The organism is Humibacillus xanthopallidus (assembly GCF_044793955.1).
Taxonomy (GTDB): domain Bacteria; phylum Actinomycetota; class Actinomycetes; order Actinomycetales; family Dermatophilaceae; genus Humibacillus; species Humibacillus xanthopallidus_C.
The window spans coordinates 2,620,670-2,643,082 of sequence record NZ_CP084995.1; the positions used below are offsets into that span (position 1 = coordinate 2,620,670).

General features: G+C 73.4%; 17 protein-coding genes. 11 read left to right on the forward strand and 6 right to left on the reverse strand.

The features are described from left to right. Nucleotides 1–12: 12 nt before the first annotated feature. Nucleotides 13–810 (forward strand): pyrimidine reductase family protein, encoded by a 798-nt coding sequence (locus LG278_RS11695; RefSeq protein WP_404387116.1) that lies wholly within the window; start codon nt 13–15, stop codon nt 808–810. Here LG278_RS11695 and LG278_RS11700 read toward each other — a convergent pair. Continuing rightward, nucleotides 797–1,978 (reverse strand): alpha/beta hydrolase family protein, encoded by a 1,182-nt coding sequence (locus tag LG278_RS11700; RefSeq protein ID WP_404387117.1) that lies wholly within the window; start codon nt 1,976–1,978, stop codon nt 797–799. The genes LG278_RS11695 and LG278_RS11700 overlap by 14 nt on opposite strands. Nucleotides 1,979–2,065: 87 nt before the next feature. Here LG278_RS11700 and msrB point away from each other — a divergent pair, with 87 nt between their 5' ends. After that, nucleotides 2,066–2,545 carry a peptide-methionine (R)-S-oxide reductase MsrB gene (gene msrB, locus LG278_RS11705; protein ID WP_404387118.1) on the forward strand — a complete coding sequence of 160 codons (480 nt, stop codon included), beginning with the start codon at nt 2,066–2,068 and terminating at the stop codon, nt 2,543–2,545. A 31-nt stretch (nt 2,546–2,576) separates the two neighbouring features. Continuing rightward, complete coding sequence (locus tag LG278_RS11710) at nt 2,577–2,954, forward strand: DUF1707 domain-containing protein (protein WP_404387119.1); 378 nt, start codon at nt 2,577–2,579, stop codon at nt 2,952–2,954. A gap of 7 nt (nt 2,955–2,961) precedes the next feature. Here the strand turns inward: LG278_RS11710 and hemQ are convergent, their stop codons facing one another. Both hemQ and hemG read right to left on the reverse strand, forming a co-directional pair. Further along, nucleotides 2,962–3,663: a hydrogen peroxide-dependent heme synthase gene (gene hemQ / locus LG278_RS11715; protein ID WP_404387120.1), complete on the reverse strand. Its 702-nt coding sequence runs from the start codon at nt 3,661–3,663 to the stop codon at nt 2,962–2,964. Between the two features lie 34 nt (nt 3,664–3,697). Then, nucleotides 3,698–5,077, reverse strand: a complete 1,380-nt coding sequence (gene hemG, locus LG278_RS11720; protein WP_404387121.1) for a protoporphyrinogen oxidase — start codon at nt 5,075–5,077, stop codon at nt 3,698–3,700. Between the two features lie 192 nt (nt 5,078–5,269). On the opposite strand from hemG, the gene LG278_RS11725 reads away from it, so the two are divergent. The 3 genes from LG278_RS11725 to LG278_RS11735 all read left to right on the forward strand — a co-directional run bounded on the left by LG278_RS11725 (nt 5,270) and on the right by LG278_RS11735 (nt 11,205). Beyond that, nucleotides 5,270–6,028: a DedA family protein gene (locus tag LG278_RS11725; protein WP_404387122.1), complete on the forward strand. Its 759-nt coding sequence runs from the start codon at nt 5,270–5,272 to the stop codon at nt 6,026–6,028. A gap of 288 nt (nt 6,029–6,316) precedes the next feature. Continuing rightward, complete coding sequence (locus LG278_RS11730; protein WP_404387123.1) at nt 6,317–7,357, forward strand: DUF4349 domain-containing protein; 1,041 nt, start codon at nt 6,317–6,319, stop codon at nt 7,355–7,357. Between the two features lie 65 nt (nt 7,358–7,422). Further along, entirely contained in the window at nt 7,423–11,205 is a 3,783-nt protein-coding gene (locus LG278_RS11735) for a CHAT domain-containing protein (RefSeq protein ID WP_404387124.1), read from the forward strand. Here LG278_RS11735 and murJ read toward each other — a convergent pair. After that, nucleotides 11,202–12,899 carry a murein biosynthesis integral membrane protein MurJ gene (murJ, locus tag LG278_RS11740; protein WP_404387125.1) on the reverse strand — a complete coding sequence of 566 codons (1,698 nt, stop codon included), beginning with the start codon at nt 12,897–12,899 and terminating at the stop codon, nt 11,202–11,204. The two genes, LG278_RS11735 and murJ, sit on opposite strands and share 4 nt — an antisense overlap. Beyond that, nucleotides 12,896–13,966, reverse strand: a complete 1,071-nt coding sequence (gene hemE, locus LG278_RS11745) for a uroporphyrinogen decarboxylase (RefSeq protein WP_404387126.1) — start codon at nt 13,964–13,966, stop codon at nt 12,896–12,898. Before hemE ends, murJ begins: the two co-directional genes overlap by 4 nt. A gap of 104 nt (nt 13,967–14,070) precedes the next feature. Between hemE and LG278_RS11750 the strand changes: the two genes are divergently transcribed. The 5 genes from LG278_RS11750 (at nt 14,071) to LG278_RS11770 (ending at nt 21,231) form a co-directional block, all read left to right on the forward strand. Next, complete coding sequence (locus LG278_RS11750; protein WP_404387127.1) at nt 14,071–14,655, forward strand: DUF3000 domain-containing protein; 585 nt, start codon at nt 14,071–14,073, stop codon at nt 14,653–14,655. Continuing rightward, nucleotides 14,652–15,923: an HRDC domain-containing protein gene (locus tag LG278_RS11755; protein ID WP_404387128.1), complete on the forward strand. Its 1,272-nt coding sequence runs from the start codon at nt 14,652–14,654 to the stop codon at nt 15,921–15,923. The genes LG278_RS11750 and LG278_RS11755 overlap by 4 nt, the downstream gene beginning before the upstream one ends. A 253-nt stretch (nt 15,924–16,176) precedes the next feature. Continuing rightward, entirely contained in the window at nt 16,177–17,421 is a 1,245-nt protein-coding gene (locus LG278_RS11760) for a thiolase family protein (protein ID WP_404387129.1), read from the forward strand. Beyond that, nucleotides 17,418–19,550, forward strand: coding sequence for a 3-hydroxyacyl-CoA dehydrogenase NAD-binding domain-containing protein (locus tag LG278_RS11765; protein WP_404387130.1), 2,133 nt, complete (start codon nt 17,418–17,420; stop codon nt 19,548–19,550). Before LG278_RS11760 ends, LG278_RS11765 begins: the two co-directional genes overlap by 4 nt. Nucleotides 19,551–19,701: 151 nt before the next feature. Then, nucleotides 19,702–21,231, forward strand: coding sequence for a helix-turn-helix domain-containing protein (locus tag LG278_RS11770; protein ID WP_404387131.1), 1,530 nt, complete (start codon nt 19,702–19,704; stop codon nt 21,229–21,231). Nucleotides 21,232–21,282: 51 nt separating this feature from the next. On the opposite strand, the gene LG278_RS11775 is transcribed toward LG278_RS11770, so the two are convergent. Then, a complete protein-coding gene (locus tag LG278_RS11775) occupies nt 21,283–22,404 on the reverse strand; it encodes a tryptophan 7-halogenase (protein ID WP_404387132.1) in 1,122 nt (373 codons plus the stop codon). Nucleotides 22,405–22,413: the final 9 nt, after the last annotated feature.

Below are 22,413 nucleotides of genomic sequence, written 5' to 3' on the forward strand. Positions count from 1 at the left end.
ACCACCCCGACAGTGGATGAGCGCTGCGCGTCGTGGGCCGAGCGGCATACTGACCCGATGCGCCTGCTCGTCTCGGGGTCCCCCGCCGTCACCGCCCCCGCCGACCTCGACGCCCTCGGCGACACGGCCCTGTATGCCGCCTACGCCCCTCCGCGCGAGCCCTGGCTCCGCGCCAACATGGTGACGACCCTCGACGGGTCAGCGACCGGAGCAGACGGACGCTCGGGTGGCATCAACACCGAGGCCGACCACATCGTCTTCGAGCTGCTGCGCGCCCAGAGTCACGCGGTCGTGGTCGGCGCGGGCACCCTTCGCGACGAAGGGTATTCGTCGCTCTCGATCGACGAGCGCTGGCGCGGTCTGCGTCAGGGAGACGGCCTGCCGGCCACCCTCCCCCTCGTCGCCGTCAGCAACCGCGGGCACGTGCCACCGCAGCTCGCCGGCATCGACGACGGCACGGTCCTGCTCGCGACCACCGCCTCGGCCCCCGGCCTCGACGACGCCAGGTCGAGCCTCGGCGAGCAGCACGTCATCGTCTGCGGGGACGAGCGCGTCGACCCGGCCCAACTCGTCGCAGCCCTCGGCCGGCGCGGCTGGACGAGGCTGCTCACCGAGGGCGGGCCGTCGTGGCTCGGGACCCTCGTCGCCCACGGGCTCCTCGACGAGCTGTGCCTCACCGTCGCACCGACCCTCGTCGGCGGCGACCACCCGCGCACGCTGGCCGGCCCCGACGTCGTCGTCGACCTGGACCTGCACGCCCTCCTGGAGCAGGACGGCACGCTGCTCGGTCGCTGGCTCACACGGCGCTGAGGAAGTCACCCAGCGCGCGCTCCCAGCGCCGCGGGTCGTCGTTCCACTCCCGGCAGTGCCGCGCGACCTGCCACCGCTCGAAGCGCACGAGGTCGGGTCGCCGACCGGCGAGCGCCACCGCCGGGCCGATCGGCACGAAGTCGTCGCCGTCGGAGTGCATGACGAGCATCGGTCTCGTCAGCTCGTCGGCGCGGGCCACCCAGTCGGTGCGCGCGACGTCGAGCGGCTCGTGCACGCCGACGAGCCGGCGACTGCCGCGCGAGCCCATGAGGTCGGTGGCCATCCGGGCGAGCGGGCCCGGCACCTTGTGCAGGTGGGCGTGGTGGCGCAGCACGACGCCCCAGTCGAGCACCGCCGAGTCGAGGCACACCCCGACGACGCGCTCGGCGAGAGGGGACTTGTCGAGCGCCTGCAGCACGACGGCTCCCCCCATCGACCACCCGATGAGGACGATGCGACGCGCACCGTGCGACACGGCATACCCCATCGCCGCCTCGATGTCGCGCCACTCCGACAGGCCGAGGTTGTAGCGCCCGTCAGGGCCCGGCGGGGCGTCGCGGTCGTTGCGGTAGGCGGCGACGAGACTCGTCCAGCCCGCGCGCCGCAGCACGGGGACGGCGCGCAGCGTCTCCTCCTTGCGGGCGCCCCGGCCGTGCACGAGCACGGCCCAGTCCCCCGTCGCGGGCAACCCGGGCTCCGGCTGCACGACCCAGCCCGGCAGACCGCCGACATCGGAGAGCACGCTGACGTCGGCGTAGGGCAGGCCGAGGCTGACCGACGGGCGGTCCCAGTAGAAGTACTGGTTCCAGCGGGCGGGGCCCGGGGCGAGCTCACCCCGGTCGACCGCGATGAGCTCACGCGTCACGGTGAGCGCGTCCTCCCGGAGCACCTGACCCACCCTCGCGTGCCCGAGGCCGCCGGCCAGCCACACGCCGTAACGTCCCGGCCCGGTCGTGTCGAGCGTCGCCGTGAAGGTCACGGAGTCGGCGTCGTGGCCGAGGATCATGACGTTGTCGGGCTGCAGCTCGTCGGGCGTCAGCACCCGCCTCGCGAAGTAGGCAGCAGCAGCCACGGACCCGGCGGCGGCGCCGACAGCGGACCCGCTGCTCACCGCTGCTGCGACGAGCACGGGGCGCGAGACCACCTTCCGCCACTGCACGGGCCCCATCGTCGCAAACGCAGGGCCCGCACCGGCGCAGGCCCCGGATGCGGCGAGCCGGGGCACAAAGTCACGGCCCCCGGCGTTGGTCCGGACATGAGCGACAAGACGACCTCCAGCAAGCCGTATGCCGTCCAGCGCAGTGAGCAGGAGTGGCGCGAGGCCCTGACCCCGGCAGAGTTCAAGGTGCTGCGCCAGGCCGGCACCGAGCCCGCCTTCCGGGGCGAGTACACCGACACCAAGACGCAGGGCGTCTACTCGTGCCGCGCCTGCGGCGCCGAGCTCTTCCGCAGCGACACGAAGTTCGAGTCGCACTGCGGCTGGCCGTCCTTCTACTCCCCCCTCGCCGGCGACACGGTCGAGTACATCGAGGACCGCGCCTTCGGCATGAAGCGGGTCGAGGTGCGCTGCGCCACCTGCGGCAGCCACCTCGGGCACGTCTTCGAGGGCGAGGGCTACGACACCCCGACCGACCAGCGCTACTGCATCAACTCGATCTCGCTGCGCCTGCAGCCCGACGAGACCGGCCCGGCCGGTGGGGGCAGCGACACCGGTGCGCCCGCCCCGTCTGCCTGAGCCGAGAGCGGCTCTCGCCTAGATTGGGAGCATGACCGGAGACGGCGACATCCGCATCGGGACCCGCGAGCGCGACGACGCGCTCGCGGCCCTCGCGGTGCACCACGAGGCCGGCCGGCTCGACGCCTTCGACTACGAGGACCGTCGGGGCCGAGCCCGTGACGCCGTGACGCGCTCCGACGTCACCGCCCTCTTCGTCGACCTGCCCGAGCCGAGGCCCCGCTTCGAGGCCGACCCGGCACGCCGCAACCTCCCTGCTCGGGTGCCCACCCCACGACGCCGGCTGAGCACGACGCTGAGCGCGCTCGCGCCGTTCATCGGCCTCGCGGCCTTCGCCCTGACGCGGTCGTGGCTGGCCCTGCTGCTCATCCCGGCCATCGCCATCCTCGCGAAGAACCTCGAGGACTAGCCGGCCGTCAGCGCAGGTTGGCGACGAGCTGCGCGGGCTCGACGAGCGGGCCCGTGAAGAACGGGATCTCCTCGCGCACGTGGCGGCGCGCGCCCGAGGCGCGCAGCTCGCGCATGAGGTCGACGATGCGGTGCAGCTCGTCGGCCTCGAAGGCAAGCAGCCACTCGTAGTCGCCGAGCGCGAACGACGCGATCGTGTTGGCGCGCACGTCGGGGTAGTCGCGCGCCATCTGCCCGTGCTCGCGCAGCAGGTCGCGCCGCTCCTTCTCGTCGAGGAGGTACCACTCGTAGGAGCGCACGAAGGGGTAGACGCAGACGTAGCGGCGCGCCTGCTCGTCGGCCATGAAGGCGGGGATGTGGCTCTTGTTGAACTCCGCGGGTCGGTGCAGCGCGGCGTTGCTCCAGACCGGCTCGAGGTGCTGGCCCACCTCCGTGCGCAGGAAGCCGTGGTAGGCCGCCTGGAGCTGCTCGATGGTGGCCGCGTGCCACCACACCATGACGTCGGCGTCTCCCCGCAGGCCGGCCACGTCGTAGAGGCCCCGCACGACGACCCCCTGCTCGGCGGTCTCGCCGAGGAAGGCCTCGAGCTCGGCGAGCGCCTTGTCGCGGTCGTCACCCAGCGGGCTCGCCGACGCGAAGACCGACCACATCGAGTAGCGGATGGTCTCGTTGATCTCACGCATCTGGGCCGGGGTCAGTCGCTCGCTCATGCCCCCATCATCCCAACCGCTCGCGGCCGGCCCCTCAGCGGGTCAGCAGGGCCCTGGCCGCCGCACGTCCGGACGCGATGCAGGCGGGGATCCCCACGCCGTCGTATGCCGCCCCGGCGAGGGTGAGCGTCGGCGGCAGGTCGCGCCGGGCGACCTCCACGACGCGGCGGTGCCCCACGGCATACTGCGGCAGTCCCCCGCCCCAGCGCTGCACGTGCGCGTCGACCGGGTCGGGCAGCTCACCGACGACCGTGCGCAGGTCGGCGAGCGCGGTCTCGACGAGCGCCGCGTCCGCGTGCTGGAGGGAGGCCTCCTCGCCGTGGCGACCGATCGAGGCACGCAGCCAGGTGCGCTCCGGGTGGGCCTCGGCGAGCCAGGGCCACTTCGTCGTGCTGAAGGTGGCCGCTTTGATCGTCAGCCCCTCGACGGGTGGCACGAGGAAGCCGCTCGTGCCCGAGAGCGCCTCGGGGCGCCCGTTGACGGCGAAGGTGACGATGGCCATCGACGCGTAGTCGATCGACCCGAGGTGTCGGGCCGCCGTGGGCGCGATCTCGGAGAGCAGGCGCGCGGTCGGGGGCGCCGGGGTGGCGATGACCACGGCGTCGTGTCGCTCCCGCACGACGTCGGTCGTCGGGCCGGTCGACACGACCCAGCCGCCGCCGTCGGGCCGCACTTCGCGCACGACGGCCCCGGTGCGCACCTCGACGCCGGCCCCGCGCAAGGCGGCCTCGAGTGCTGGTGGCAGGGTGCCGAGCCCGCCGACGAGGCTGGCAAAGACGGGCAGCACGGCGGCGGGCGCCGACAGGGCCGCCAGCTGCGCCTCGCGTGCCACGTCGAGGAGCGAGCGCCCCTCGTGGGCGGCGCGGCTCAGCGCGGGCACGGCCATGTCGAGAGAGATCTTTCGGGCGTGACCGGCATAGACGCCGGCGAGCAGCGGCTCCACGAGCTTGTCGGTGACCGCAGGTCCGAGTCGCGCGTCGACGAAGTCACCGACGGACACGTCGTCCGCCTCGAGCGCGGTCAGCGGCTCGGCAGCAAGGCGGTGCACCTCGTCGTCGGTCAGCAGGCCGCGCACCGACTCGGGGTCGGAGGGCACGCCCATGACGGTGCCCGATGGCATCGGCCAGCGGCGCCCGCCGGAGACGATCGTGGCCCCGACCGCGGCAGGGTGGGTGGTGCGCCGGTCGACCCCGATCTCCTCGAAGAGCGTGAGTGCCTCAGGCCGACGGGCGAGCACGGACTCGGCGCCGACGTCGACGATGGCGCCCCCGACCTGCTCGAGGCGCAGCTTGCCACCGACGCGGTCACTGCCCTCGTAGACCGTCACGGCGACGTCGTCGCCGTGCCCCGCGAGCTCCCACGCGGCCGCCAGGCCGGCGATGCCTCCACCGATGACGGCGACCCTCCTGCGCATGTCACCACTGTGTCATTCGGCTCCTGAGACCCGAGGAGCAGCCCCCTCCCCTCTGATCGAAAGAGCAATCCGCGCGGCAGCGCGCTCGCCGCGCCCGTCCGCTGTCCCGCGCGGATTGCTCTTTCGATCACGCGGATTGCTCTTTCGATCGTCGGGTGTGAGGAGCGAGGGCGAATCGGGAATGACAGGGCCATGACTGCCAGCACGATGGTCCTGCTGACCGCCGCCGCACCCGCCCAGGCCGAGCTCTCGGGCCTCGTGGGTGTGGCGACGCGCGTCATCGCCGCGCTGGGCGAGTGGGGCGTGGGCGTGCTCACCTTCGTCGAGACGGTCGTGCCGCCGCTGCCCAGCGAGGTGGTGCTCCCGCTCTCCGGCTTCATCGCCCGTCAGGGGCAGATGCAGCTGTGGCTGCTTCTCGTCACGAGCACGATCGGCTCCTACCTCGGCGCGCTCGCGCTCTACGGCCTCGGGCGCCGGCTCGGACACGACCGGGCGGTCACCCAGCTGGCGAGGCTGCCGCTCGTCGACCGGCACGACTTCGAGCGCTCGTCGGCCTGGTTCCGTCGGCACGGGCGGCGCTCGGTCTTCGGTGGCCGCCTCGTGCCCGGGGTGCGCAGCCTCGTGTCGCTGCCGGCAGGGGCCGAGCACATGCCGCTCGTGCGCTTCAGCGTCTTCACGATCGCCGGCAGCGCGCTGTGGAACGGCGTGCTCATCGGGCTCGGCTGGCTGCTCGGCTCGCGCTACGACCTCGTCGACGAGTACTCCGGGTGGCTCAACTGGATCGTCATCGCGGCGGTCGTCGGGCTGGTGGCCTGGCTCGTCGTGCGCCGGGTGCGCCACGGGTCCCGCTCCGACGCGGTGAGCCCGGCGCGGCAGGCCCCCGCCGCGGAGCAGCGCCAGCACGAGTACCAGCGCCAGTCGGCGGGGCCGGACGAGCAGCTCCCCGGCTGACCACCGGAGGTGCACCGGAGTGCAACGTTCGCGGGCCGCCGGGTGTCTGTTGGTCAGAGCGGTGTGACAGCAGAGCCCACCGCGCACCCGTGAGAGGGATGCCCGATGACGACCACGACGAGCCCCGGCAGCAGGACCACCGCACAGGCCGATCCCGTGGCGGCATCGCCGTCACAGAGAGCGGTCGGCGGCACTCCGAGCGGGCTTCCGCCCGGGCGCCCGACCTGGCGCGGTCGACGGCCATCCCTGGGCGGCCTGGGCAGTCGGGGCGGCCGGACGGTCGCCATCGTGCTGGCCGTCGTGGCGGTGCTCGCCCTCGCCGTGCCGATCGGCCTGTCCCGCCTCGCCGGTGGTGGCGCCTCCTCGAGCTCCGAGGGCTCCTCGGCGGGCGGCGCACCAGGCCTGGTCCAGCGCGACGCCAGTCCTGCCGTGGGCCCCGAGGCCAGCGACTCGGTTGCACCCGCCCCCGACGCCCCGGCCGGCTCCACCACCGGGTCCAGCGCCGGGTCCAAGGCCGGATCCGGCACTGTCACCTCCGACGCAGCCGCCGCCGCCACGACGCCGAAGATCGCCCGCACGGCCTGGGTGGGCCTGGAGGTGAGCGACCTCGCGGGCGCCGCCGGTCGCGCCCGCATGATCGCCTCCGGAGCCGGCGGCACCGTGCTCAGCGAGAGCGTCGTGACCGCGGCCGACCCCCTGGGCGGGGCGACCTCGGGGAGCGAGCCGGACGGCATACCGCAGACGGACGGCGGCGTCGCACGCTACGGACCCGAGGTCAGCTGGCCCTCGGTCGGTCTGCACCAGGCCCGGCTCACCCTCAGCGTGCCTGCCGACAAGCTCGACAGCGTCCTCACCCAGCTGTCGGCGCTCGGCACCGTCTCCTACCGCTCGGCGCAGGCCCAGGACGTGACCGCCGCCTACGTCGACACGCAGGCCCGCATCGACCCGGCTCGCGACAGCATCACGCGGGTGCGTGCCCTGATGGCCAAGGCCACCGACCTCCAGCAGCTGCTGGTCCTCGAGAGCGAGCTGACCCGCCGCCAGGCCGACCTCGACGCCCTCACCCAGCAGCTCGCCGACCTCGAGCAGCGCACGACGATGTCGGAGGTCACGGCGACGATGTGGACCCCGGCAGCCGCGACCGTCGACGAGGGCAGTGGCGTGGTGAGCGGCCTCAACGCCGCGTGGGAGGGACTGCTCGACTCGCTGACCCTCGTGCTCACGGGCCTCGCCGTGCTGCTGCCCTGGCTCCTGCTGCTCGGCCTCATCGCCTTCATCGCCCTGCGGGTGGTGCGGCGTCGCCGGTCGGCCCCCCCGACCTCGCCATAGGCCTCCGCTGCTCGCTCGGCCGGCCCTATCCTCGGGCGGAGAGGCAACCGAGCGAGCGAGGGGGCATGCCAGGCCATCCGATCGACGTCGTGGTCGACGAGCTCGTGCGGGCCGCCGTCCGCATCGCGCCCGCCCTCGAGGCGCCGCTGCGCCAGCTGTCGTGCGGCGACCGGCTGCCCGCCTCCCGGGCCCTCGCCGTCGCGGCCACGGGTGGCGGCGACGCTGACGAGGTGGCGGTCGCCGCGGCCTTCGCCCGGTTGTCGCGGCTGCTCGCCGTCGTCGGCCTGCCCGACGGGGGCGCCCGGCAGATGATCCAGCTCGCGGGCTCGGCGGGCTCCGCGGGCTCCGAGGGTTCGGTCGACGACGATCTCGAGCCGACCCTGCAAGCGATCTCGGGCGCCTCACCCGCGGTGCACACGGTGTGCGAGCTCGCAGCCCTCGCCGTGCCGACCCTGCTGCAGTGGCAGGCGATGCTGCCTCCCAACAACCCGTGGAGCGCTACCCACAGTCCTGCCGTGCTCACGCAGGTCGACCTCGCCGGCACGTCGCTCGTCAGCTCGGCCGCGGGCCTCGGCCCGCGGGCGGAGCAGGTGGCCCGACTGTGGCTGGCCGACATCGACCGTCGGGGAGGTCGGCGCGAGCAGGCCCTGGCCACCGCCGCGGCCGTCGAGGCGGAGACCGTGGACGACGAGGTGCGCGGCTTCGTCCACCTGCTGCGCGGGGACTGGGCCGCCGCGCCCCTCAGCAGCCCGGTGGTGTGGAACTGCTCGCTGCAGCCCGTGCTCGGCCCCGACGGCTCGATCGGCGGGCTCGAGGACAGCGAGGGCGCTGTGGGGCTCGACCTCGACGCCGCGTCGACGTCATGGGGCCACGCGGCCGAGCTGCTGCCGGGACCGACCTGGGCCGCGCACCTCGACCTGCGCCGGGCCTGGCAGAGCCTCGCATCGGGCGATGCGCCGCGAGCGGTCGCGCAGGCCGAGGCCGCGCTGGCCGGCTACCGGAGCACCGATGACCTCGACGGCATCGCCGTGGCCACGACCCACGTCGGCCTCGCGCGCCTCGCAGCAGGGCGGCTGCCCGCCGACGTCGCGGCAGCCGCCGACACCGCCGCCCTCGTGCGCGACCGGGTGGGCACCGCGACCGGGCTCGGGCTGTCACAGCTCTGCTCACGGGTGAGCCGTCTGTGGCGGCTCTCCGCGGTGGCCGCCGAGCCCGCCCTCGCGGCGCTCGACCTCTCGGAGGCCCTGGCCCGTCCTGCCGGGCTCACGGAGCACCTGACCCGCTGCACGATCGACCGTGCCCAGGTGCTGGTCTCGGTGGGTGCGACGCGCCGCGCCCGTCTGCTCGTCGAGGAGTCCATCGCGGCGCTCTCCGACTCGCCCTCGGCCACCGAGCCAGAGGCCACGACATCGGAGGGAGCGGCGTCGGAGCCAACGGCGTCAGAGGCCACGGCCCTGGCGCGCAGCACCGAGCACGGGCTGCTGCTGCTCCAGCTCTACCAGATCGCCGTCGTCGACTCCGACGGCGCGCAGATGCGGGCGGTGGCAGAGCGCTTCCACTCCACCCCGGCCGTCCTGGCGGCCTTCGGCGCCCAGCTGCCCGCTCCCGGCACCGATGCGCTGGCAGTCGCCTACGAGGGTGGCCGCCGCGCCGACGAGGGCGACGATCGCGGGTCCGCGCAGCTCCTCGACGAGGCACTCGCGCTGGCCACGACCCGCCACCCCGCGGCCCTCGTCCCCGTGCTCGCGGCGCGGCACGAGCACGCGCTGGCGGCAGCCGTCATGGCGGAGGGCGTCCGGATGCAGCTCGCGGCCAACGCGTCGGGCGACCTCGGCGTCAGCCCCGGTGAGGGCGTCGACGCGGCGCTCGCCAGCCTGCCGGCCGACGTCGTCGCCTCGATGCTCGCGCTGCAGCGGCGCCGCGCCCTCGTGCAGGGCCTCGCGGCCCTCGTGCGGCTGCGCGACCCCCAGAGTGCCGCCCCCCTGCTCGCGGAGCTGCGAGCCTCGGCCGGCGACGCACCGTGGTGGACCGGCGTCGCCGACGAGGTCGAGGCCCACCTCATGGTGGGGCTCCTCCTCGAGGGTCAGGTTGACCGGCAGGCCGCGTCCGTGGAGCTGCTCGCCGGGCTCGCCGCAGCCGACCTGAGGCGCAGCACGATCTCCAACGACGAGCTGCGCACCACGGTCAGCGGCCAGGTGGTGGTGGCCGACCTCGTGCGCGCCGCGGCCCGGGTCGCCCTCGACGACGGTCGACCGGAGGAGGCTGCCGAGATCGCCATGCGCGGCCAGGCCCGTGCCCTCGTCGACCTCGTCTCCGGCGCCGCCACCCGTCGCCGAGGAGCAGGTCCGGGCAGCGGAGGGCCGGACGTCGACGCCGCCGCGGCCGACTGGCGAGGGGCGCACGCCACCCTCGAGATCGCCAGCCGCCGCCTCCTCTTCGCGATCGCAGCCGCGACGAGTGCCGACATCGTGACGCGGCTGCGGGCCGAGCGCGACGAGGCGCAGCAGGCCGTGCGGTCTGCCGAGGAGCGCCTCGCTGCGCTCGACCCCGACCACTGGCGCACCGTGAACCCCGCCGCCACGGCCGTGACCGTCGACGAGGTGGCCGCGGCGCTGCCCCACGACGCCGTGCTGCTCCAGCTGCTCGTCGCCGCGGGCGAGGTGCTCGTCTGGGTCATCGGCCCGGCGGGTGTCGTCGCCACGCACCACGCGCGCGACGTCTGGTCCCTCGCCGGCGCATCGAGCCGCTTCCGCACGGCCTGCGCCGACGGGCGCGCGTTCGATGCCGACGCGCAGGCGCTGGCCGAGGTGCTGCTCGTGCCCGTGGCCGACGCGTTGCGTCCCGCTCGCGAGGTCGTCGTCGTCGCTTCGGGCCCCACCACCGGTATGCCGTTCGACGCGCTCCCGCTCGACGGTGTGCCGTTGGGTGCCCGCCACGTCGTGCGCTACCTGCCGAGCGCGAGTCTCGTCGCCCTGACGCCGCCGCCTGACGTCGCGCACGTCGCCGACCCCGCCGACGCTGGCCAATCCACCGACCCCGCCGGCCCTGTGGACCCCGTCGACCCAGCCGACGCAGCCTCCGCGATGCGGCTCCTGCCCTCGTGGGAGGGCGCCCTCGTGGTCGGCGACCCCGACGGCATGAGCCTGACCGACCCCGTGACCGGGCTCAGTGCACCGGCTCCCCCGCTCCCGGGGGCGCGGGTCGAGGCCGCCCACGTCGCAGCGACGCTGCCCGGGGCACGCCTGCTGCTCGGACCCGAGGCGACCGAGGAGGCGGTGCGCGCCTCGCTCGTCTCGGCTCCCGTCGTGCACCTGGCGACCCATGGCCTCGTCGACCCTGACAACCCCCAGGCCTCGTGCGTGCTGCTCGCCGACGGGGCCAGCCTGCAGGCCGCCGAGATCGCGGGTCTCACCCTGAGCGCGCGGCTCGTCGTCCTCAGCGCCTGCCACTCCGGCGAGGGCGGACCGGCGGGCGGGGACGAGCTGCTCGGCCTCGCTCGCGCGGTGCTCGCCGCCGGCGCGCGGGCGGTGGTCGTCACCCTCTGGGCCGTCGACGACGTCTCGTCGGCCCTGCTCATGGGCCGCTTCTACGAGCGGCTCCTCGCGGGCGCCGACGCCGCCACCGCGCTGCACGATGCCCAGCAGTGGCTCAGCGGGCTCGACCGCGAGGCGGCGCGGACGGCATACGGGCTGCTGCGCGAGGCGGTGGCCACCCGGACCGACGTCGACCCCGACGCGGTGTCGGAGCGGCGGGTCACTCCCGTGGGCCGGGCCGCCGAGTCGGCGCGCGTCCCCGTCGGCTACGCGCACCCGCGGCACTGGGCCGCCTTCGCGGTCGTGGGGCGCTAGCGGACGACGCGCTGGCGCACCATCGCCGACAGGTCACGGATCTCGCGCACGTGGAGCGCGTGCGCGAGCCCGAGGTAGATGACGAAGAAGACGAGACCGACGAGGCCGATCTCGAAGCTCGCAGCGAACATCCGTCGGAGGATCGACGACGAGCCCTCGATCGTGGCGCCGAGGATGGGGTCGAGCACGGTGGTGGCCCCCCAAGCGACGAGGCCGGCGACGGCCGACGCGATGCCGATGCGCGATGCCGTGACGACGACGCCCGAGAGGCCGAGGCTGCCGATGCGCCGCCTCAGCAGCGCCAGGCCGGTGCCCGAGCTGACGACGTTGCCGACCGTCTGCCCGAAGGCCATGACCCCGATCGCCCACACGGGGTTGATGAAGAGCGTGACCACCCCCGCGAGGAGGCTGATGCCCGTCAGCATCACCTGCATCGCGATGGTCGGGCGGCCGTCCTCGAGGGCGAAGAACATCCGGTAGCAGAGCAGGTCGATGCCGAAGGGGACGAGGCCCAGGATCATGATGACGAGGACCGACGCCGAGACCTCGACCGACCGGGGGTCGAGGCCCGGGTTGAGCAGCGCGACGATCGGCCCGGCGAGGACGATGACGAAGACCATGATCGGCACGTTGGCGACGAGCGGCATCGTCAGGCCGGTGCGGAAGTCGCGTTTGAGCGCCTCGTCGTCACCGGCGGCCGCGGCAGCGGAGAAGCGCGGGAAGAGCGCCGTGATGATCGAGACGGTGACGAACGCGTGCGGCAGCATGAAGAGGGTGAAGGCGACGGCGTATGCAGCCGGGCCACGCACGATGTCGGCGATCCCGAGCGCCTCGCCCGACGCCGTCGCGTTGTTGAGGGCGCCCTGGCTGATGAAGAAGCCGAGCTGCGAGATCGCGAGGCCGTAGAAGGCCCACATCGCCAGGCGGCTGACTCCCCCGAGACCGACGCCGCGCAGTCCCCAGCGCGGGCGGTAGCGGAAGCCGGTGCGGCGCAGGGCAGGCACGAGCGAGAGCGCCTGGACGATGACAGACAGCGTCGCCGAGCCGGCGAAGAGCCAGATCATCGGCCCGGTCCACTCCTCCGGGGTGCGCGGTCCGGCCGGCACGGGACGGCCGCCCAGGCCCTCGCGTGGCTGGGCCGGGAAGAGCACGAGGAAGAGGAGCAGGCCCGTCACGGCGACGACGTTGGCCAGGAACGGAGCCCACGCGAAGGCACCGAAGCGGCCCCGCGCGTTGAGGATCTGGCCGAGCAGGGCGAACAGTCCGTAGAAGAAGATCTGCGGCAGGCAGATGAGCGAGAACGCCAGCGCCAGGTCCTTGAACTCCGGTGAGGAGTTGCGGGCCAGCAGCCAGACGAAGCCGCTCGCGCCGGCCATCACGGCGACGGTGATGACGGCCATCCCGGTCAGGGCCACGGTGATGACGCGGTCGGTGAACTCCTGGCCGCCGTCCTCGAGCTTCATCGCCCGGGCGAGCGACGGGATGAGGACGGCGTTGAGGATGCCACCCGCAGCCAGGACGTAGAGCACGTTGGGGAGGGTGTTGGCGAGCGAGAACGCGTCGCCGGCGAAGGACGCGCCGATGATCGCCGTGATGAGGCCGTTGCGCACCACTCCGAGCACCCGCGAGGCGACCGACCCACCGAACATGGTGAGGCTGGAGCGTGCGACGGAGGGGGCGGTGGCCAGCGTCATGGGCGGCTCGAGCACTCGTGGACGAGTGCGGTGACGCGGGTCAGCACGTCGGGGTCGACCTCCGGCAGCACGCCGTGCCCGAGGTTGAAGATGTGCCCGGGGGCCCGGCGGCCCTCCTCGACGATCTCGCGGACGCGCCGCTCGAGAGCCTCCCAAGGCGCGAAGAGCAGCGCGGGGTCGAGGTTGCCCTGCACGGCGTACGACGGCCCGAGGCGGTCGATCGCGTCGGTCATCGACGTGCGGTAGTCGACGCCGACGACCTCGGCCCCGGCCTCGCCCATGAGCTGCAGCAGCTCACCGGTGCCGACGCCGAAGTGGATGCGCGGAACGTCGAGGTCGGCGACCGCGGCGAGCGCGGCGGCGGAGTGCGGCATCGCGCGGGCGGTGTAGTCGGCCTTGGACAGGGCGCCGGCCCAGGAGTCGAAGAGCTGCACGGCGCTGGCACCGGCCTCGGCCTGCACGCGCAGGAACGCGCCGGAGATCTGGGCGAGCCGGGCGCAGAGGGCGTCCCACAGCTCGGGGTCACCGTGCATGAGCGCCTTGGTGCGCACATGGTTCTTCGACGGGCCGCCCTCGACGAGGTAGGACGCGAGCGTGAAGGGAGCGCCGGCGAAGCCGATGAGCGGGGTCGCACCGAGCTCGGCGACGAGCAGCCGCACGGCCTCGGTGATGAAGGGCACGTGCTCGGGCGTCAGCGGCACGAGCTGGTCGAGGTCGCTCCACTCGCGGATCGGGTGCGCCACGACGGGCCCGACGCCGGGCACGATGTCGAGGTCGACGCCGATCGCCTTGAGCGGCACGACGATGTCGCTGAAGAAGATGGCCGCATCGACCCCGTGGCGTCGCACCGGCTGCAGGGTGATCTCGGTGACGAGGTCGGGCCGCATGCACGACTCGAGCATGGGGATGCCCTCGCGGATGGCGCGGTACTCCGGCAGCGAGCGCCCAGCCTGTCGCATGAACCAGACCGGCGTGCGGTCCACCGGCTCACGACGCGCGGCGCGCACGAGGTCGCTCGAGCGGGTGGCGCTGGCGGTGGGGGCGGTGGTCGGGACGGGGGTCGGCACCGGTCAATCCTGCCACGGTGGCGTCGCTCGCCCTGCCACGTGACCGGCCACGCGCCCGGCGCGCCCTCGGGACAGAAGGCGCCCACGCGGCATACCCTCGGGTAGTGCACACGAGAACGTTGCCGGGCAACCACGGCGCGGTCTTCGCGAGGACGCTCTCAGCCCTCCGCGACGTCCGGGTGCGCTCCGAGGTGCGCTTGACCGAGGTCCCCGCGCCCACCCGCATCGCCCCGTATGCCGCTGCCCTCACGGCCGACGTCATCGACGTGAGCGACCCGGAGGCCGATCTCGCGACCGGGCGCTTCGTCGTGCTGCACGACCCGAGCGGCCCGGAGACGTGGGATGGCCAGTGGCGCATCGTCACGTTCGCGCGCGCCGAGCTCGAGCCGGAGCTCGCGGGCGACCCCATGCTCGGCGCCGTCGGCTGGTCGTGGCTTACGGAGTCGGTCTCGACGCGCGACCTGACCTGGACCGCCGAGGCGGGCACCGTGACGCGCGTCGTGAGCGAGAGCTTCGCCGGTCTGGCCGACCGCGAGGCAAGCGTCGAGATGGAGATCCGCGCGTCGTGGACCCCCGTGACCGGCGAGATCGTCGACCACCTGCGCGCCTGGGCCGACATGCTCTGCACGATCGCGGGCATCCCTCCGCTGCCCGACGGCGTCGTCCCCCTGCCGGGGCAGCGGCGGTGACGGCTCTGCAGGAGCCGTCGGAGCCCGACCCCACGGGCGACCGGGAGGACGCGGTCACCCTGACGCCCCTCACCGTGCCCCGCGACGGGGTGCCCGACGTCGTGGTCGACGAGCGGGCGCTCTCGCGGGCCGCCGACGACATCGCCGGTGGCAGCGGCCCGGTCGCGATCGATGCCGAGCGCGCCTCGGGCTACCGCTACGGCCAGCGCGCCTACCTCGTGCAGCTGCGCCGCGAGGGCTCGGGCACGTGGCTCATCGACCCGGTGGCGGTGCCCGACCTCACTCCGATCGGCGAGGCCCTCGGCGATGCGCAGTGGATCCTGCACGCGGCCACCCAGGACCTCCCCTGCCTCACCGAGGTCGGCCTGCGTCCGCAGTCGCTCTTCGACACCGAGCTCGGCGGCCGTCTCGTCGGCCTGCCGCGCGTCGGGCTCGGCGCCATGGTCGAGCACTACCTCGGGCTGTCGCTCGCCAAGGAGCACTCGGCCGTCGACTGGTCGGTGCGCCCGCTCCCCGAGCCGTGGCTGCTGTATGCCGCCCTCGACGTCGAGGTGCTCGGTGACCTCCGCGACGCGGTGGCCTCCGACCTCGAGTCGCAGGGCAAGTCCGGCTGGGCGGCCGAGGAGTTCGCGCACCTGCTGTCGTTCGCCGGCCCCGAGCCGCGCACCGACCCGTGGCGGCGCACGTCGGGCATGCACAAGGTGCGCGGCCGGCGCGGCATCGGCATCGTGCGGGCCCTGTGGGAGTGGCGTGACGGCCTCGCCCGTCAGCTCGACATCTCCCCGGGTCGCGTGCTGCCCGACGCCGCGATCAGCGAGATCGCGATCGCGCACCAGCGAGCGACGACGCCACCGCAGCGCATCACGGTGAGCGAGCCCCGGCTCTCCCGGTCGGTGCGCCGCCACCAGGAGGCGATCGTCGAGGTGGTCGCGGCGGCGCTCGCGCTCCCCGAGGACGACCTGCCCGTCGTCTCGCTCCCGCCGACCGGCCCGCCGCCCCCCAAGGCCTGGGCCGACCGCGACCCCGTCGCCGCGGCCCGGCTGGCCCGGGCGCGTGAGCTGCTCACCGCCGTGTCCGCCGAGGTCGCCGTGCCGGTCGAGAACCTCCTGACGCCCGACCTGCTGCGCCGCTACCTCTGGGAGGGTCCGCCCGCGCCGACCACCGAGGAGGTCGCGGGCACGCTGCGTGAGCTCGGCGCCCGGCAGTGGCAGACGACGATCACCGCCCCGCTCATCTCTCTCGCCTGCGCCGAGCACCCCCGCCCCTGAGCGATCGAGAGAGCAGTCCGCGCGATCGAAAGAGCAGTCCGCGCGGGACAGCGGTCGTGCGCGGTGAGCGCTCGGGCGCGCGGATTGCTCTTTCGGTCGGGGTGGGGATCGCTCTGTCGATCGGGTGAGGATGGTCACCCGCGGGGTCGTTGGCGTGGAAGTTACCGGGAAGTAGGATCGGGACGGTGGTCATCAGGGCCACGCCCGTCGGCGGCGACGCCGACCCGGGCTCCCCAGCGATCCAGGAGGCATCGTGCCCCGCGCACTCAATGAGGTCGTCTTCGTCGACGGCGTCCGCACGCCGTTCGGCAAGGCGGGCGAGAAGGGCATGTATGCCCAGACCCGCGCCGACGACCTCGTCATCCGGTGCATCCGCGAGCTGCTCCACCGCAACCCGAGCCTGCCGAAAGACCGGGTCGAGGAGGTCGCGATCGCGGCCACGACGCAGATCGGCGACCAGGGCCTGACGCTCGGCCGCACGGCCGCGCTGCTGTCGGGCCTGCCGCACACGACGCCGGGCTACTCGATCGACCGCATGTGCGCCGGCGCCATGACAGCCGTGACGAGCACGGCGAGCTCGATCGCCTTCGGCGCCTACGACATCGCCATCGCCGGCGGTGTCGAGCACATGGGCCGCCACCCGATGGGCGAGGGCGTCGACCCGAACCCCCGCATCCTCAGCGAGCGCATCGTCGACCCCGACGCGCTCGTCATGGGCAAGACGGCCGAGAACCTCCACGACCGCTTCCCGCAGCTGACCAAGGACCGCGCCGACGCCTTCGCGGTCTCCAGCCAGGACAAGCTCGCCAAGGCCTACGCGAACGGCCAGATCCAGCGCGACCTCGTCACCGTGGCCACCCGGCACGCCGAGCTGGGCTGGGGCCTGGCCACCGCCGACGAGCCGCCGCGCCCGGGCACGACCACCGAGGACCTGGCCGCGCTCAAGACCCCCTTCCGGGCCCACGGCAACGTGACCGCGGGCAACTCCGCCGGTCTCAACGACGGCGCCACCGCGTGCCTCCTCGCCTCCGAGCAGGCGGCGGCCGACCTCGGCCTGCCCGTGCGGATGCGCCTCGTCTCCTTCTCCTTCGTCGGCGTCGAGCCTGAGGTGATGGGCGTCGGCCCGGTGCCCGCCACCGAGAAGGCCCTTGCCAAGGCCGGCCTCACCATCGAGGACATCGGCCTCTTCGAGCTCAACGAGGCCTTCGCCGTGCAGGTGCTCGCCTTCCTCGACCACTTCGGCCTCGCCGACGACGACCCCCGGGTCAACGAGTACGGCGGTGCCATTGCGACGGGTCACCCGCTCGCCAGCTCGGGCGTGCGCCTCATGACCCAGCTCGCCCGCCAGTTCGAGGAGCACCCCGAGGTGCGCTACGGCCTCACCGCGATGTGCATCGGCATCGGCATGGGCGGCGCCGTCATCTGGGAGAACCCGCATCACGCCGACTACTCCCCCACCGCCGTTCCCGCCGCGACATCCGAGGAGTCCGAACAGTGAGCGCTACGACGACCGAGAAGCCCACGACGGCAACCGCATTCGCGAGCGAGGTGGTGACTCTCACCCCCGTGCACGACATCGACCTCCCCGGAGGTCTGGGCACGCTCGCCCTCATCACCCTTGACAACGGCTTCGACCACACCAAGCCCAACACCTTTGGGCCGCAGTCGATCTCGGGGCTCCACGACACGATCACGAGCCTGCGCGCCCGCGCCGAGTCCGGCGAGATCGTGGCTGTCGCCGTGACGGGCAAGCCGTTCGTCTTCGCCGTCGGCGCCGACCTCACGGGCGTGCCGTTCATCGGGTCACGCGACCAGGCGCTTGAGATCGCGCGCGCCGGCCACGCGGCATACGCCGCCTTCTCCGACCTGCCGGTGCCGACCTTTGCGTTCGTCAACGGCGCGGCCATGGGGGGTGGCGTCGAGCTCGCGCTCTCCGCGACCTACCGCACGATGAGCGCCGGGGTGCCGGCCGTCGCGCTGCCCGAAGTCTTCCTCGGTCTCGTCCCCGGCTGGGGCGGCTGCTGGATGCTGCCCAACCTCGTCGGCGTCGACAAGGCGATCACCGTCGTCATCGACAACCCGCTCAGCCAGAACCGCATGCTCAAGGGAGTCGACGCCTACCGCCTCGGCATGGCGGACGCCCTCTTCGAGCCGGCCGACTTCCTCGAGGAGTCGATCGCCTGGGCTGCCAAGGTCATCCGCGGCGACGTCACCGTGCAGCGCCCCGAGGTCGACCGCGACGAGGCCGCGTGGGCCGCCGCGATCGCCAAGGGCAAGGGCATCGCCGACGTCAAGACCGGACGACAGGCCAAGAGCCCGTATGCCGCTCTCGACCTGCTCGCGGCCGCCCGCACCGCGACGCGCGAGGAGGGCTTCGCCGCGGAGGGCGAGGTGCTCGCCGACCTGCTGATGAGCGACGAGCTGCGCGCCGGCCTCTATGCGTTCGACCTCGTGCAGAAGCGCGCCAAGCGTCCTGCCGGGGCACCCGACAAGGCTCTCGCCCGCCCCGTCACGAAGGTGGGCATCGTCGGCGCCGGTCTCATGGCCAGCCAGCTCGCACTGCTCTTCATCCAGCGCCTGCAGGTGCCCGTGGTGCTCACCGACGTCGACGACGAGCGCGTCGCCAAGGGCATCGGCTACGTGCACGCCGAGCTCGACAAGCTCGCCGGCAAGGGCCGGCTGGGCCCCGACAAGCTGAACCGCTACAAGGCCCTCGTCACCGGGTCGACGAGCAAGGACGGCTTCGCCGACGCCGACTTCGTCATCGAGGCCGTCTTCGAGGAGATGTCGGTCAAGCAGCAGGTCTTCGCCCAGGTCGAGGCCGTCGTCTCAACCGAGTGCGTGCTCGCCACCAACACCTCGAGCCTGTCGATCGCCGAGATGGCCGGGGCGCTCGAGCACCCGGAGCGGGTCGTCGGCTTCCACTTCTTCAACCCGGTCGCCGTCATGCCGCTGCTCGAGATCATCCCGGGCGAGCGCACCGACGACGCCACCCTCGCGACGGCCTTCGCCGTCGGCAAGGCCCTGAAGAAGACGTGCATCCGCGCGGCCGACCGGCCGTCGTTCATCGTCAACCGCCTGCTCGGCCGCTTCATGGGCGAGGCGGCGAGGATCCTCGACGAGGGCACCCCGATCGAGGTCGTCGACCGCGCCTTCGCCGGGCTCGCGCCGATGCCGCCCTTCGTGCTCATCGGGCTCGTCGGGCCGGCCATCGCGCTGCACAACGGTGAGACGCTCGTCGCGGCGTTCCCTGACCGCTTCTACGCGTCGCCGACGCTCCAGCGCATCGTCGCGGCGGGCAAGCGCGGCTTCTACGACCTGAGCTCCGGCCGTCCGGTGCTCGACCCGGAGGTCGCCGAGCTGATCGAGAAGCCGGCCGAGCCCGTCGTGCTCGACCTCGCGCAGGTGCGCGAGCGGGTGCTCACCGTGCTCGCCGACGAGGCGCGCCGGATGCTCGACGAGGGCGTGGCGCAGGCGCCGATGGACATCGACCTCGCGATGATCACCGGCGCGGGCTTCCAGTTCTGGAACGGCGGCATCACCCCGCTGCTCGACCGCACCGGGGTGGCCGAGCGCGTCACGGGCGCGCGCTTCCTCCCGGCTGGCGTCGCCAGCGTGCGTCGCTGACCGCCCTGCCCTCGGCCCTCGCTCCCCCTCCGCGGGCCCGCCCCGGGCGCCACGTTCGGCGCCCGGGGACGGGAGGGCGGCATACCCCGGTCTGGGTGGTTGGGCACCGCGCCGACTTGCGATAACTCATATATGAGTTATCCTCGACGGCGTGACCCAGACCTATCTGACCCGGATCGGCGGACTCATCCGCGACGCACGACGCCACAAGGGGATGACCCAGAGCGAGCTCGCCGAGCTGCTCGGCAGCTCCCAGGGCGCCGTGACGCGCATCGAGCAGGGCAAGCAGAACCTCAGCCTCGACATGCTCGCCAAGATCGGCGACGCCCTCGACTCCGAGTTCGTCTCCCTCGGCCACTCCGGCCCGCAGCACCTGCGCATCGTCGGCGGTCAGAAGCTCAGCGGCTCGATCGACGTCAAGACGTCCAAGAACGCCGCCGTCGCCCTGCTCTGCGCGTCGCTGCTCAACCGCGGCCGCACCACGCTGCGCTCGCTCGCGCGCATCGAGGAGGTCAACCGCATCCTCGAGGTGCTCGCCTCGATCGGGGTGCGCACCCGCTGGCTGCCGGGCACGAGCGACCTCGAGATCATCCCGCCCGAGACCCTTGACCTCGAGCACATCGACGTCGACGCGGCGCGGCGCACCCGCACGGTCATCATGTTCCTCGGCCCGCTGCTGCACTCGCACGAGAGCTTCCAGCTGCCGTATGCCGGTGGCTGCGATCTCGGCACCCGCACCGTCGAGCCGCACCTGGCGGCGCTGCGCGCCTTCGGCCTCGAGGTGACCGCGACGCACGGCTTCTACGAGGCCCAGTCCGACCGCTCGGTCAACCCGGAGCGGGCGATCGTCCTCACCGAGCGCGGCGACACGGTGACCGAGAACGTCCTCATGGCGGCCGCCCGCCACGCGGGCACCACGGTGATCCGCAACGCCAGCCCCAACTACATGGTGCAGGACCTCTGCTTCTTCCTCGAGAAGCTCGGCGTCGCCATCGAGGGCATCGGCACGACGACCCTGACGGTGCACGGCCTCGCCGACATCGACGTCGACGTCGAGTACTTCCCCAGCGAGGACCCGATCGAGGCGATGAGCCTGCTCGCCGCCGCGGTCGTCACCGACTCCGAGATCACGATCCGCCGCGTGCCGATCGAGTTCATCGAGATCGAGCTCGCGACCCTCGACGGCATGGGGATGAAGTACAACCTCAGCGAGGAGTACGTCTCGGCCAACGGCCGCACCCGCCTCGTCGACGTGACGACGATCCCCGGCCCGCTGCACGCACCCGCCGACAAGATCCACCCGATGCCCTTCCCCGGGCTCAACATCGACAACCTGCCCTTCTTCGCCCTCATCGGGGCGGTCGCCGAGGGCAGCACGATGATCCACGACTGGGTCTACGAGAACCGCGCCATCTACCTCACCGAGCTGACGAAGGTCGGCGCCAAGGTGCAGCTGCTCGACCCCCACCGCGTCATCGTCGAGGGGCCGACCCGGTGGCGCGCCGCCGAGGTCGTGTGCCCGCCCGCACTGCGACCCGGTGTCGTCGTGCTGCTGGCGATGCTCGCCGCACCGGGCACCTCGGTGCTGCGCAACGTCTACGTCATCAACCGCGGCTACGAGGACCTCGCCGAGCGGCTCAACGCCCTCGGCGCGACGATCGAGGTCTTCCGCGACATCTGAGGACGTCGTCCGAGAAGGGTGGGTCTCGCCCTCACCTCGGGTGAGGGCCGGTCAGGAAGCCAGCGAGAGCCGTCGCTGCCGAGCCAGCCAGAAGGGGCTGTCCGGCCAGCGCCGTTCGCTGGCGTAGGCGTGCCGGGCCGCGACGCGGTAGGCCGACCACACGGGCTCGACCGAGCCGTGCAGCTGCGCCAGCGCTCGTCGATCACCGGCGAGCGCCCCGGACACGGCCGGTGCCGACGTGAGACCGGTGTAGAGGGCGTGGAAGAGCCCCTGTGACGAAAGCGGGTCGAAGGCCATCGCGGCGTCACCGACCGCAAGCCAGTCGGGGCCGGCCACCCTGTCCAACCGACTCGACCCGGCAGCGCAGACCCGGGCCGAGGACGCCACGTCGAGGCTGCTGTCGCGGAGCTGCTCCGCGAGCCCGGGCGTGGCCGCGGCTCGATCGGTGAGTGTGTGCATCAGGGCGGTGACGTCGACGAGGTCGGGGTCGGTGTGGAAGGAGACCACTCGTCGTCCACCCGGCGCGGGCGCCGTGAACCACCATCCGTTGGCAGCGCTCTCGACGTAGGACGTGCCCTGGGCCGGGTGCCGCACCGGCAGGTGCGTCCAGAGGCAGACGAGGCGGTCCGCACCCTGCAGCGCGGAGACCTCCCGATGGGCGACGGAGCGCAGCAGCCGCGACCCGCGACCGCTGGCGTCGACGAGCACCCGCGCCTGTACGCGAGTGACGGCCGGTCGGGGTCCCCCGTCGATCACGATGCTCCAGCCGTTGTCCTCGTGCCCGTCGACGCGTGCCCGACCGGTCAGCAGCCCGGCTCCGCGGCGCGTCGCCGCCGAAAGGAGCAGGCCGTCGAACGCCGCGCGGTCAAGGCTCCAGCCGGCGCCGTCGAGGTCGCGCAGGGCGTCCTGGGCCAGCAGCTGCGGGCCGCCCCACCGGCTGAGTCGGGCGTGGCAGGCCGGGTGCCCCTGGGCCACGAACGCGTCCCAGACCCCCAGCTCGCGCAGCAGCCGCGCCGCTGCTCCCGGGAGGGTCTCGCCGAGGCCCTCGCGGCCACGTCGGTGCGACGGTCGGTCGACGAGCACGACCCGATGGCCCGGGGCCAGCGTGGCCGCCAGGGCCGCTCCGGCGGGGCCGCCACCGACGACGGCGACGTCCACCTCGAGCCCGTCCACCCCTGCCAC

What these genes read in the sequence shown, in the direction of transcription:
- LG278_RS11700 (WP_404387117.1), bottom strand. Translation starts at nt 1,978, where the DNA reads ATGGGGCCCGTGCAGTGGCGGAAGGTGGTCTCGCGCCCCGTGCTCGTC.
- msrB (WP_404387118.1), top strand. Translation starts at nt 2,066, where the DNA reads ATGAGCGACAAGACGACCTCCAGCAAGCCGTATGCCGTCCAGCGCAGT.
- LG278_RS11710 (WP_404387119.1), top strand. Translation starts at nt 2,577, where the DNA reads ATGACCGGAGACGGCGACATCCGCATCGGGACCCGCGAGCGCGACGAC.
- hemQ (WP_404387120.1), bottom strand. Translation starts at nt 3,663, where the DNA reads ATGAGCGAGCGACTGACCCCGGCCCAGATGCGTGAGATCAACGAGACC.
- hemG (WP_404387121.1), bottom strand. Translation starts at nt 5,077, where the DNA reads ATGCGCAGGAGGGTCGCCGTCATCGGTGGAGGCATCGCCGGCCTGGCG.
- LG278_RS11725 (WP_404387122.1), top strand. Translation starts at nt 5,270, where the DNA reads ATGACTGCCAGCACGATGGTCCTGCTGACCGCCGCCGCACCCGCCCAG.
- LG278_RS11735 (WP_404387124.1), top strand. Translation starts at nt 7,423, where the DNA reads ATGCCAGGCCATCCGATCGACGTCGTGGTCGACGAGCTCGTGCGGGCC.
- murJ (WP_404387125.1), bottom strand. Translation starts at nt 12,899, where the DNA reads ATGACGCTGGCCACCGCCCCCTCCGTCGCACGCTCCAGCCTCACCATG.